Below are 12070 nucleotides of genomic sequence, written 5' to 3' on the forward strand. Positions count from 1 at the left end.
AGCCGCTCAGCCTCCCGAACCGTCAGGCGCGGCGGAGGGCGTCCAGGGCGGTCAGGGCCACGTGCAGGGAAAGGCAGCCCTCGGCGTCGTCGAGGTCGGCGCCGAGCACCCGCTCGACGCGGTGCAGCCGCTCGTAGAACGCCGGCCGGGACAAGTGTGCCGCGCTGGCTGCGGCCGACTTGTTGCGGCCCTCGTCCAGGTAGATCCGCAACAGCCCGGTGAGGTCCGTGCCGTGCTCGGCGTCGTAGCGCAGCAACGGGGACAGCTCGCGCTCCACGTAGGTCTGCAGCCGGGCGTCGTCGCGCAGCAGGTGCAGCAGCCCGCGCAGCCGCACGTCCTCGAGCCGGTGGAAGGGCAGCGCCGTGCTCCGCGGTGCGGCGTCCGCCACGTGCGCGGCTTCCAGGAACGAGCGCCGCACGTCGGCGATCTGCTCGACGAGCGAGCCCACGGCCATCACCGAGTCGTCCGGTGCGTGCAGCGCCGCGGCCAAGGAGTCCAGCATGTCGTCGACGCGCATCTGCGGCCCGAGGGACAGCAGCACGCCGACCCCGACGTCGTCGATGCTGCCGACCAGTGCGGGGACCCGGGCGGTCCGCACCGCCGCTGCCGCCGTCTCGGTGAGGTCGCGGGCCCGTTGCTCGGCCTCGAGCACCGCCTCGCCCGGCAGCGGGGCCGGCCGCAGCACCACGCCCACCAGTCGGCGCCCCTCCAGCGGGACGCCGAGCGCACCCGCCCGCAGTGCCACCTCGGACGCCGGCCAGCTGTGGCTGAGGATGCCGGACAGCAGGCTGCGGTGGGTCTGCCGCTCCAGGCTCTCCCGGTCGCGTTCCACCAGCCGGTTGAGCGCTAGCGTGGACGCCGCCCGCTCGACGAGCATGACGTCGCGCGGCGGCGGCGGCGCCCCGGCCACCAGGACCAGCCGGCCCCAGTCGTGCCCGCGGGCCCCGACCACGGTGACCAGCCAACCGGACCGCTCGTCGTAGCCGGTGCGCTGGCTCGGGTCGACCGCGCGGGAGCGGGTCTCCCAGCCGTCGAGCAGCTCGCGCGGGTCCCCGCCCGCGGCGTCGTAGGCGAGCACCTGGTGGGCCAGGTTCTCCAGCACCACGGCCCGGCCGGACATCCGGGCGGCCTGGCGCACCACCTCGACCGGCTCGGCGCCCTCGACGGACAGCTCGGTGAAGGTCTGGTGCACCTCCTCGGAAGCGCGCAGCTCGCGCAGCCGGGCGTCGGCGACCAGTGCGTGCACGGCCTCGGTCACCGCGACGAACCGGACCTCGCGGCGTAGCGCCACCAGCGGCAGGCCGCGCTCCTGCGCGGCCCGGACCAGGGTCGGTGGCAGCGTGCGCTGGTAGCGGCGGCCGAGCTCCACGACCAGGCCGGCCGCGCCGGCGTCGTCCAGCGCGCCGACGAACGCGGCCAGCTCGGCGCGGTCGTCCGGCAACGCCACCCCAGTCGTGAGCAGCAGCTCGCCGCCGTGCAGCAGCCCGGCGATCTCGGCGATCTCGCTGACGTGCGCCCAGCGCACGCGGCGGTCCAGGTTGGCGGTCCCGGCGAGCACCTCGGGCTCGCCGGCCGCGAGCGGGGGCAGCGCCAGCACCTCGGCCACCGTCGGCAGCGCGAGGGTCGGTGACCCGGCGGTTCCCATGCGGCCCCTCCAGGCTCCGCCCGCACGACAGTCTGTAAGCAGGAGGATGCCACACCTGTCACAGTGCCGATTGCGCGCGCTCGAACGGGCCCGCAGGCTTCCTGCCGCGACCCCTGCTCCTCGTCGTGTCTGGTTACGGCCACATCGCGATTTCGTCGTCAATGCGCGATCGGACGACGGATTCACTTGTCCCAAGGTCGGGCGTCTGTCACGATGGCGCCTCTCAAGGAGGTGGGGTCGGGCGTGTCAACCGTGGGCCATTCCTTCGTCGGAGGCACCCTCATCCGCAGCTCCACCGGCGCCACCCACCCGGTTGTCGACCCGTCCACCGGCGAGACCGTCGAGACCGTCGAGCTGGCCGGTCCGGCCGAGGTGGACGCCGCTGTCGCCGCCGCCCGACGGGCCTTCCCCGAGTGGTCCGGCGCCACGCCCGCGACCCGGTCGGCTGCGCTGGTGGCGCTGGCCCGGCTCCTGGCGGAGCGCGCCGACGAGTTCGCCCGGGTCGAGTCGCGGCAGGCCGGCAAGCCGATCAAGCTGACCACCGAGTTCGACGTGCCCGGCACGATCGACAACGTGGCCTTCTTCGCCGGTGCGGCGCGCAACCTCGAGGGCAAGGCAGCCGCGGAGTACTCGCCCGACCACACCTCGATGATCCGGCGGGAGCCGATCGGGGTGGTCGGCTCGATCGCCCCGTGGAACTACCCGCTGCAGATGGCCGCCTGGAAGATCCTGCCGGCCGTGGCCGCCGGCAACACGATCGTGCTCAAGCCGGCCGAGCTGACCCCGCTCACCTCGGTGATGTTCGCGCAGGCCTGCCACGACGCCGGCCTGCCGGACGGCGTGGTCAACGTGGTCACCGGCGCCGGTCGGGTGGCGGGTGAGGCGTTGCTCGCCCACCCTGACGTCGCCATGGTGTCCTTCACCGGCTCGACCGGGGTCGGCCGCCGGGTCATGCAGGTGGCCGCGGAGACCGTCAAGCGGGTGCACCTCGAGCTGGGTGGCAAGGCCCCCTTCCTGGTCTTCGACGACGCCGACCTCGACGCCGCCGTCCAGGGGGCCGTGGCCGGCTCGCTGATCAACAGCGGCCAGGACTGCACCGCGGCCACCCGGGCGTACGTCCAGCGCCCGCTGTACGAGGCGTTCGTCGACGGCGTGGCGCAGGTGATGGGGCAGGTCCGGCTCGGCCCGACCCTGGACCCGGCCACCGACCAGGGCCCGCTGGTCTCCCGGCTGCAGCAGCAGCGGGTGGCCGGGTTCGTCGAGCGAGCCGTGGCCGACGGAGCCAAGGTCGTACGCGGGGGACGCATCCCCACCGAAGGGGACCTGTCCCGCGGTGCCTACTATGAGCCCACCGTGCTGGTCGGCGCGGATCAGCGTTCGGAGATCGTGCAGGACGAGATCTTCGGCCCGGTGCTGGTGGTGCTCCCCTTCGATGACGACGACGAGGGTCTGCGGCTCGCGAACGACTCCCCGTTCGGCCTGGCCGCGTCGGTGTGGACCCGCGACGTCTTCCGGTCGATGCGGGCGACCAGGGAGATCAAGGCCGGAGCCGTCTGGGTCAACGACCACATCCCGATCATCAGCGAGATGCCCCACGGCGGCTACAAGCAGTCCGGCTTCGGCAAGGACATGAGCACGTACGCGTTCGACGAGTACACCCAGATCAAGCACGTCATGTACGACCTGACCGCTCGGGCCAGCAAAGACTGGCATCGCACCGTCTTCGGCACCCGCTAAAGACCCGCTCCCGGAGGAAACCCCGTCATGACCGAGAAGGACCCTTTCATCCCGTCGCCGGCGCTCATGCGCGGCCTGCTGACCCGCCGCACGGTGATGCAAGGCGCTGCCGCTGCGGGGGCGGCCGCCGCGCTCGCCGCCTGTGGCGTCAAGGGCACCAACACCGGCAGCTCGGCGTCGGCCAGGCCCACCGCGTCCGACCGCTCGGCCGTCGACATGCTGGTCAACTGGTCCAACTGGCCCGAGTACATCGACGTCAACAACACCACCAAGACCCACCCGACGCTCGACGAGTTCACCAAGAAGACCGGGATCAAGGTCAACTACGCCGAGGACGTCAACGACAACGACGAGTTCTTCGCCAAGATCCGCCCGCAGCTGTCGGCGGGGCAGGACACCGGTCGGGACACCTTCTGCCTCACCGACTGGATGGCCTCCCGGCTGATCCGGCTGGGCTGGGTGCAAAAGCTGGACAAGGCGAACATCCCGAACTGGACGAACCTCGAGGACAGCCTCCAGCAGGTCGAGTTCGACAAGGGCCGCGAGTACTCGCTGCCATGGCAGAGCGGGTTCACCGGCATCGCCTACAACCCGAAGTCGACCGGCGGCAAGAAGATCGAGACGGTCGACCAGCTGCTCACCGACCCGGCCATCAAGGGCAGGGTCACGCTGCTCACCGAGATGCGCGACACGGTCGGCCTGATCATGCTGGCCCAGGGCAACGACCCGGCGAACTTCACCGAGGAGCAGTTCAACCAGGCCATCGCGGCGATCCAGAAGGCGAAGGACGCCGGTCAGCTCAAGGGCTTCACCGGCAACGAGTACGGCAAGGGCCTGGCCTCCGGCGACATCGCGGCCTGCTTCGCCTGGACCGGTGACGTCGTCCAGCTGCGCGCGGACAACCCCAACCTCGGGTACGTGCTGCCGGCTACCGGGCAGATGATCTGGTCGGACAACTTCCTGATCCCGAACCTGGCCCAGCACAAGAAGAACGCCGAGATCCTGATCAACTACTACTACGACCCGGCCGTCATGGCGCAGGTCGAGGACTACGTCAACTACATCTCGCCGGTGAAGGGTGCCAAGGAGATCCTGCTCAAGAGCGACCCGAAGGTGGCGAACAACGAGCTGATCTTCCCCACGACTGCGACGATGGCGACCGCGCACGTCTTCATGGGCCTCACCGCGGACCAGGAGACGAAGTACAACAAGGCCTTCCAGGCCGTCATCGGAGGCTGAGCATGTCCGATCCAGGTGCGGCACCTGGCCGCGAAGGCACCGCGCAGGACGGCGACGTCCGCATCGTGCAGGTGACCAAGCAGTTCGGTGCCTTCACCGCGGTCGACGACCTGACGCTGACGATCCCGCAGGGTTCCTTCTTCGCCCTGCTGGGACCGTCGGGCTGTGGGAAGACGACGACACTGCGGATGGTCGCAGGGCTCGAGGACCCCACCGTGGGGCAGATCTTCATCGGCGACAAGGACATCACCGGTGCCAAGCCGTACCGGCGTCCGGTGAACACGGTGTTCCAGAACTACGCCCTGTTCCCGCACCTGGACATCTTCGAGAACGTCGCCTTCGGCCTGCGTCGCCGCAAGGAGGGTGACGTCAAGCGTCGGGTGGACGAGGCGCTCGAGCTCGTGGAGCTCGGGCACCTCGCCCGGCGCAAGCCCTCCCAGCTGTCCGGTGGCCAGCAGCAGCGGGTGGCCCTGGCCCGGGCGATCGTCAACCGGCCGACCGTGCTGCTGCTCGACGAGCCGCTCGGGGCGCTGGACCTCAAGCTGCGTCGGCAGATGCAGATCGAGCTGAAGCGGATCCAGACCGAGGTCGGCATCACCTTCGTGCACGTGACCCACGACCAGGAGGAGGCCATGACCATGGCCGACACCATCGCGGTCATGAACGCCGGCCGGGTCGAGCAGATGGGCCACCCGGGGGACCTGTACGAGAACCCGGCCACGACCTTCGCGGCCAACTTCCTCGGCCAGTCCAACCTGATCCTGGCGGACATCTCCGGCACCGCCGGTGACGACATCCTGCTGTCGGTAGCCGGCCAGCGGATCGCGCTGCCGAAGTCGCGGGCCCGCGCCACCTCGACCCTGAAGCTGCTCGTCGGAGTGCGTCCGGAGAAGATCCGCATCGCCACCGAGGGTCGCGGGGGCGAGGCGTCCGGCATGAACGTGCTCACCGGGGGCGTCGTCTCCGACACCAGCTTCACCGGGGTGAGCACGCAGTACCTCGTCCGGATGCCGTGGGGCCAGGAGATCATGGTGTTCGCCCAGAACGTCGGTGCCGAGGTGCTGCGGCCGGGGACCAAGGTGGAGCTGTCCTGGGTCCCGGCCCACACCTTCGGGCTGGACGCATCCCAGGACGCCAACGCCGGCGTGGACCTCGGGGGCGAGGAGGCGGCGCCGGCCGTCGGCGTCAGCCCATGAGCGCCATCGCTCACATCGGGACGGACGCGGCACCGCCGCCCACCCGGCGCGGCAAGGGGCTGGTGCCGTACCTGCTGCTGCTGCCCGGGCTCCTGTGGCTCGTCGTGTTCTTCGTCGTGCCGATGGTCACGCTGTTGTCGCAGTCGCTGCAGACCGGCTCGATCGACACCGGCTACACGCTGACCTGGCACTGGCAGACGTACACCGACGCGTTCTCGCTGTACTGGCCGCAGTTCCTGCGGTCGTTCATCTACGCGTTCGTCGCCACTGCGATGGCCCTGCTCATCGGCTACCCGCTCGCGTACACCATCGCGTTCAAGTCCGGGAAGTGGAAGGGTGTCCTGCTGGTCCTGGTGATCGCGCCGTTCTTCACCAGCTTCCTGCTGCGGACCCTGGCCTGGCAGACCATCCTGTCGAGCAACGGCATCGTGGTGAAGCTCTTCAACGCCACCGGGCTGATGAACGTGCTGCAGGCCCTGAACCTGGTGAACGGCGACCAGCTGCTGAGCACGCCGTTCGCGGTGATGGCGGGTCTGACCTACAACTTCCTGCCGTTCATGGTGCTTCCGCTGTTCGCCAGCCTGGACCGGATCGACCCCCGCCTGCTCGAGGCCGGGGCCGACCTGTACGGCCGCCCGTTCACCGCGTTCCGCAAGGTGACCTGGCCGCTGTCCATGCCGGGCGTGGTCGCGGGGACGCTGTTGACCTTCATCCCGGCCGCCGGTGACTACATCAACTCCAAGCTGCTCGGGAACCCGAACACCACGATGATCGGCCAGGTCATCGACGGCCAGTTCCTGCGGGTGCTCGACTACCCGACCGCGGCGGCCCTGTCGTTCACGCTCATGGTGACGATCCTCGTGCTGGTGTCGGTCTACGTCTGGCGCGCAGGGACGGAGGAGCTGGTGTGATGGCTACCCTCACCTCCGCCCCGCCCAACCGCCAGACGGCACCTCCCGCCAAGCGGCCGCGCAAGGGCCCGATCGACTGGGTCCGCGAGCACATCATCGCGATCGTGGCAGCGCTGGTGTTCGTGTACATGCTGCTGCCGAACGTGATCGTCATCCTGTTCTCGTTCAACCAGCCGGCCGGCCGGTTCAACTACCAGTGGGTGGCCTTCTCCTTCGACGCCTGGCTGCACCCATGCGCGCCTCCCGGCATGTGCACGGCGGTGGGGCTGAGCCTCAAGATCGGCCTGCTCGCCACCCTGGTGGCGACGATCCTCGGCACGATGATCGCGTTCTCGCTGGCCCGGTACCGGTTCCGTGGCCGCGCGGCCACCAACCTGCTGATCTTCATGCCGATGGCGACGCCCGAGGTGGTCATGGGCTCGTCCCTGCTCACCCTGTTCGTCAACATGGCGTTCCCGCTGGGCACCACGACGATCCTGATCGCGCACATCATGTTCTCGATCAGCTTCGTGGTGGTCACGGTCAAGGCCCGCATCGCCGGTCTGGACCCCCGCCTCGAGCAGGCGGCCATGGACCTGTACGCGAACGAGCGGCAGACCTTCATGAAGATCACGCTGCCGCTGGTGGCACCGGGCATCGCCGCGGGCGCGCTGCTCGCGTTCTCGCTATCCTTCGACGACTACATCATCACCAACTTCAACGCGTCGTCGAGCTCGATCACGTTCCCGATGTTCGTCTGGGGCGCGGCGTCCAAGGGCACGCCGGTGCAGATCAACGTGATCGGCACCGTGATGTTCCTGATCTCGTTCCTGTTCGTTGGGCTGGGGCAGTTCATTGCCTGGCGGCGTCGTCCCAAGGGCTGAGCGACCCATGCGCGCGCTGGCCGCGTTGTCCGCCGCCGAGCCGAAGCCGTTCTGGCTGGTCGACCCGGCGGCACCCCGGCCACCGCGTGCGCCGGCTCTCGACGGTGACACCGACGCCGACCTGGTCGTCGTCGGTGGCGGCTACAGCGGGCTGTGGACGGCGCTGCTCGCCAAGGAGGCCGACCCGGGCCGCGACGTCGTCCTCCTCGAGGCCGGCACCGTGGGCTGGGCGGCGTCCGGACGCAACGGCGGGTTCATGGCCGCGAGCCTGACCCACGGGTTCCGCAACGGGCTCGACCGGTTCCCCGACGAGCTGCCGCTGCTGATCGAGCTGGGCCGGCGGAACCTGGACGAGATCGAGGCCACCCTCGAGCGGTACGGCATCGACGCGGAGTTCGAGCGCACCGGCGAGCTCTCGGTCGCGGTGCAGCCGTGGCAGGTCGAGGACCTCCGCGGGGAGCCCGAGGAGGCCGCCCGCCACGGTTTGGAGCTGGAGTGGCTGGACCGCGACGCGCTGCGCGCCGAGGTCGCCTCGCCGACCTACCTGGGCGGGCTGCTCGACCGAACCGGCGTGGCCATGGTCCACCCGGCCAAACTGGCCCACGGGCTGCGGACGGCCGCGGAGTCCCTCGGCGTGCGAGTGCACGAAGGCACGCCGGCCACCGGTCTGGCCGAGGACGGCGCGGGCATGCGGGTGCGCACCCCCCTGGGGTCGGTGCGGGCCCGGCAGGTCGCGCTGGCCACCAACGCGTTCCCGCCGCTGCTGCGCCGGATCCGCAGCTACGTCGTCCCGGTGTACGACTACGCGCTCATGACCGAGCCGCTGTCGGCGGAGCAGCGGGCGGCGATCGGCTGGAAGGGGCGGCAGGGGATCGGCGACTCGGCCAACCAGTTCCACTACTACCGGCTCACGGCGCACGACCGGATCCTGTGGGGCGGCTACGACGCGGTCTACCACTTCGGCAACGGCATGGGCGGCCACCTCGACCAGCGGCCCGAGACGTTCGGCAAGCTGGCCGAGCACTTCTTCGCGACCTTCCCCCAGCTCGAGGGGCTGCGGTTCAGCCACAGCTGGGGCGGCGCGATCGACACCTGCAGCCGATTCTCCGCCTTCTGGGGCACCGCCCACAGCGGCCGGGTCGCGTACGTGGCCGGGTACACCGGGCTCGGGGTGGGGGCCACCCGGTTCGGGGCGCGGGTCATGCTCGACCTGCTGGCCGAACGCCGCAACGAGGTCACCGCGTTGGAGATGGTCCACAGCAAACCGGTGCCGTTCCCGCCGGAGCCGATGCGCTGGGCCGCCATCGAGCTGACCCGCCGGTCCATCGGCCGGGCCGACCGCAACGAGGGCCGCCGCGACCTGTGGCTGCGCACCTTGGACCGGCTCGGGCTGGGCTTCGACTCCTGAGTCGTCGGTCGACACTGTGTCAACCAGATGGCTGGTCTGCCCGCAGTCTGCGGGTGGATGGGTCGGTGCCGTCCCGTCACAATGGCAACCGTCAGCTGTGTTCTCCCGTTCTCCCGTTCCCCCGAAGGACCTCCCATGGCCAAGCACCTCACGCACTGGATCGGTGGCAAGCCGTTCGGCGGTGTCGCCGAGCGACAGGGCGACGTGTACGACCCCGCGACCGGTGAGGTGAGCGGGAAGGTCGACTTCGCCAGCGCGGCGGTCGTCGACGACGCCGTCGCCGCGGCCAAGGAGGCCTTCGCCGAGTGGCGCAACGCCTCGCTCACCCGGCGCACCCAGGTGATGTTCAGCTTCCGCGAGCTGCTCAATGCGCGCAAGGAGGACATGGCCGCGTTGATCACGGCCGAGCACGGCAAGGTGCTCTCCGACGCGCTCGGCGAGGTGACCCGTGGCCTCGAGGTCGTCGAGTTCGCCTGCGGCATCCCGCACCTGGTGAAGGGGGGCTTCTCGGAGGGCGTGTCGACCAAGGTCGACTCCTACTCGCTGCGCCAGCCCCTCGGCGTCGTCGGCATCATCTCGCCGTTCAACTTCCCGGCGATGGTCCCGATGTGGTTCTTCCCGATCGCCATCGCCGCGGGCAACGCGGTCGTGCTCAAGCCCAGCGAGAAGGACCCGTCGGCCGCGAACCTGATGGCCGAGCTGTGGAACGAGGCCGGGCTGCCGGCCGGCGTCTTCAACGTCGTCCACGGCGACAAGGTGGCGGTGGACCGGCTGCTCGAGCACCCCGACGTCAAGGCGATGTCGTTCGTCGGTTCCACCCCGATCGCCCGGTACGTGTACGAGACCGGCACCCGCAACGGCAAGCGGGTGCAGGCGCTCGGCGGCGCGAAGAACCACATGCTCGTGCTGCCGGACGCCGACCTCGACCTGGCCGCGGACGCGGCCGTGAACGCCGGGTTCGGCTCGGCCGGCGAGCGCTGCATGGCGATCTCGGTGGTCGTGGCCGTCGAGCCGGTGGCCGACGAGCTGATCGCCAAGGTGACCGAGCGGATGGCCACGCTGCGCATCGGCGACGGCCGCCGCGGCTGCGACATGGGCCCGCTGGTCACCAAGCAGCACCGGGACAAGGTCGCGTCCTACCTGGACGCCGGAGTCGAGCAGGGCGCCACCCTCGTGGTCGACGGGCGCGGGATCGAGGTCGACGGCGCGACCGACGGCTTCTGGCTCGGCCCCACCCTGTTCGACCACGTCACCCCGGACATGTCCCTGTACAGCGACGAGATCTTCGGGCCGGTGCTGTCCGTCGTCCGGGTGGGCAGCTACGAGGAGGGCCTCAAGCTGGTCAACGAGCATCCGTACGGCAACGGCACCGCGATCTTCACCAACGATGGCGGCGCCGCTCGGCGCTACCAGAACGAGGTCGAGGTCGGCATGGTCGGCATCAACGTGCCGATCCCGGTGCCGATGGCGTACTACTCGTTCGGCGGCTGGAAGAACTCGCTGTTCGGCGACAGCCACGCGCATGGCACCGAGGGCGTGCACTTCTTCACCCGCGGCAAGGTGGTCACCCAGCGGTGGCTGGACCCGAGTCACGGCGGCCTGAACCTCGGCTTCCCGCAGAACGTCTGACCTCCGCCTTCTTCATGATCGTTGTCTACGGGCCGATCGTGCCCTTTCGCGGCGCACCTGGTCCGCAGATGGTGATCATGGAGCCCACGTGGCGGGCAGGTCGTCCCCGCCCGGGTACGGCACCTCGGCGTTGACTCGCCCGGCATGGGACAGCTGCCCTGGCAGCCAGCCGATGGCCACGCCGGCCTCGTTGTCGGTGGTCGTGGCGTGGGTCTCGTAGGCGAGGCGGACGGTCACCGGCCCGGTGTGCCAGGTCGACCCGTAGGCTCGCCCGCATGGCGCGATACGGCGGGCAGTACGGCCCGGACCTCACCTTCCTCGGTGTCGACCCGTGCGACCTCGACGACCCGGCGTCCTACGCGGGCGCCGACGTGGTGATCCTGGGGGCGCCGTTCGACGGCGGGACGTCGTACCGCTCGGGCGCGCGGTTCGGCCCGCAGGCTATCCGGATGACCGACTACCTGCCGCACGACGGCTCGCGGCCGTCGCTCGCGCTGCGCACCGACGGCCTGCTCGACCTGCGGGTCGTCGACGCCGGCGATGTGATGATGTTCTCCGGTGACGCGGCACGGGCCTGTGCCTCCCTCGAGGCCGAGGTGGAGAAGGTGGCCCGCTCCGGTGCCATCCCGCTGGTGCTGGGTGGGGACCACACGATCACCTGGCCGGACGTCACCGGAGTGGCCCGCGCCGTCGGCTGGGGCCGGGTGGCGGTGCTGCACTTCGACGCGCACGCGGACACCGGCAACATCGAGTTCGGCTCGCTGATCGGGCACGGGCAGCCGATGCGCCGGCTGATCGAGTCCGGTGCCGCGCGCGGCGACCGGTTCCTGCAGATCGGGCTGCGCGGCTACTGGCCGCCGCCGGACACCCTCGACTGGATGGCGCGGCAGGGCATGCGCTCCTACGAGATGACCGAGATCGGCGTCCGGGGCCTGGAGGCCTGCCTCACGGAGGCGTTCGCCATCGCCACCGACGAGTGCGACGGCGTGTTCCTGTCGGTGGACATCGACGTGTGCGACCCCGGGCACGCGCCCGGCACCGGCACCCCGGAGCCCGGCGGCATCTCGGCCCGTCAGCTGCTGGACGCCGTCCGCCGGATCGCCTACCAGCTGCCCCTGGTCGGCATGGACGTCGTCGAGGTGTCCCCGCCGTTCGACCACGCCGACATCACCGCGGCCCTGGCCAACCGGGTGGTCCTCGAGGCGCTGTCGTCGGTCGCCCGGCGCCGCCAGGACGCCGCCCAGGGCACCAGCTGGGATCCCGCGCGGCCGCTGCTCGCCGACCGGGACTGACACCGGGCTCCCGGCGGGGGAGCCGCGCCGGGCCCCGGTGCGTCCAAGCCGTGTGAGGACCGCTGGGACGGTCGTGCTGATGAGCGTCGCCGCGCTGCTGGCCGGCTGCGGCAGGCTGGGTGGACAACCGGCGGCCTCGCCGTCGGCCAC

Annotated in this window: 10 protein-coding genes; 8 read left to right on the plus strand and 2 right to left on the minus strand. The window is 70.6% G+C overall.

The genetic code is table 11. The annotated features are described in order from the left end of the window. Positions 1–22: 22 nt before the first annotated feature. Positions 23–1645, minus strand: a complete 1623-nt coding sequence (locus VIM19_06920) for a PucR family transcriptional regulator ligand-binding domain-containing protein (protein HEY5184628.1) — start codon at positions 1643–1645, stop codon at positions 23–25. 252 nt (positions 1646–1897) lie between these two features. Between VIM19_06920 and VIM19_06925 the strand changes: the two genes are divergently transcribed. The 7 genes from VIM19_06925 (at position 1898) to VIM19_06955 (ending at position 10628) form a co-directional block, all read left to right on the plus strand. Further along, the gene (locus tag VIM19_06925) at positions 1898–3382 is read left to right on the plus strand and encodes a gamma-aminobutyraldehyde dehydrogenase (GenBank protein ID HEY5184629.1); all 1485 of its coding nucleotides are present in this window, start codon (positions 1898–1900) and stop codon (positions 3380–3382) included. Positions 3383–3409: 27 nt separating this feature from the next. Next, positions 3410–4621: a spermidine/putrescine ABC transporter substrate-binding protein gene (locus tag VIM19_06930; GenBank protein HEY5184630.1), complete on the plus strand. Its 1212-nt coding sequence runs from the start codon at positions 3410–3412 to the stop codon at positions 4619–4621. 2 nt (positions 4622–4623) lie between these two features. Then, entirely contained in the window at positions 4624–5817 is a 1194-nt protein-coding gene (locus tag VIM19_06935) for an ABC transporter ATP-binding protein (protein HEY5184631.1), read from the plus strand. Then, entirely contained in the window at positions 5814–6728 is a 915-nt protein-coding gene (locus tag VIM19_06940) for an ABC transporter permease (GenBank protein ID HEY5184632.1), read from the plus strand. Before VIM19_06935 ends, VIM19_06940 begins: the two co-directional genes overlap by 4 nt. A gap of 71 nt (positions 6729–6799) precedes the next feature. Further along, the gene (locus VIM19_06945) at positions 6800–7591 is read left to right on the plus strand and encodes an ABC transporter permease (protein ID HEY5184633.1); all 792 of its coding nucleotides are present in this window, start codon (positions 6800–6802) and stop codon (positions 7589–7591) included. 7 nt (positions 7592–7598) lie between these two features. Beyond that, a complete protein-coding gene (locus VIM19_06950) occupies positions 7599–8999 on the plus strand; it encodes an FAD-dependent oxidoreductase (protein HEY5184634.1) in 1401 nt (466 codons plus the stop codon). A 135-nt stretch (positions 9000–9134) separates the two neighbouring features. After that, positions 9135–10628, plus strand: coding sequence for a CoA-acylating methylmalonate-semialdehyde dehydrogenase (locus tag VIM19_06955; GenBank protein HEY5184635.1), 1494 nt, complete (start codon positions 9135–9137; stop codon positions 10626–10628). 75 nt (positions 10629–10703) lie between these two features. Here VIM19_06955 and VIM19_06960 read toward each other — a convergent pair whose 3' ends face one another. Then, positions 10704–10865, minus strand: coding sequence for a hypothetical protein (locus VIM19_06960; GenBank protein HEY5184636.1), 162 nt, complete (start codon positions 10863–10865; stop codon positions 10704–10706). A gap of 38 nt (positions 10866–10903) precedes the next feature. Here VIM19_06960 and speB point away from each other — a divergent pair, with 38 nt between their 5' ends. Next, positions 10904–11920 carry an agmatinase gene (gene speB, locus VIM19_06965; GenBank protein HEY5184637.1) on the plus strand — a complete coding sequence of 339 codons (1017 nt, stop codon included), beginning with the start codon at positions 10904–10906 and terminating at the stop codon, positions 11918–11920. Positions 11921–12070: the final 150 nt, after the last annotated feature.

The sequence above is a fragment of the Actinomycetes bacterium genome, assembly GCA_036510875.1.
Classification (GTDB): domain Bacteria; phylum Actinomycetota; class Actinomycetes; order Prado026; family Prado026; genus DATCDE01.

Excerpts from the sequence above, each read along its gene's own strand:
- VIM19_06920 (HEY5184628.1), bottom strand. The coding sequence starts at position 1,645 with ATGGGAACCGCCGGGTCACCGACCCTCGCGCTGCCGACGGTGGCCGAG.
- VIM19_06930 (HEY5184630.1), top strand. The coding sequence starts at position 3,410 with ATGACCGAGAAGGACCCTTTCATCCCGTCGCCGGCGCTCATGCGCGGC.
- VIM19_06935 (HEY5184631.1), top strand. The coding sequence starts at position 4,624 with ATGTCCGATCCAGGTGCGGCACCTGGCCGCGAAGGCACCGCGCAGGAC.
- VIM19_06940 (HEY5184632.1), top strand. The coding sequence starts at position 5,814 with ATGAGCGCCATCGCTCACATCGGGACGGACGCGGCACCGCCGCCCACC.
- VIM19_06950 (HEY5184634.1), top strand. The coding sequence starts at position 7,599 with ATGCGCGCGCTGGCCGCGTTGTCCGCCGCCGAGCCGAAGCCGTTCTGG.
- VIM19_06955 (HEY5184635.1), top strand. The coding sequence starts at position 9,135 with ATGGCCAAGCACCTCACGCACTGGATCGGTGGCAAGCCGTTCGGCGGT.
- speB (HEY5184637.1), top strand. The coding sequence starts at position 10,904 with ATGGCGCGATACGGCGGGCAGTACGGCCCGGACCTCACCTTCCTCGGT.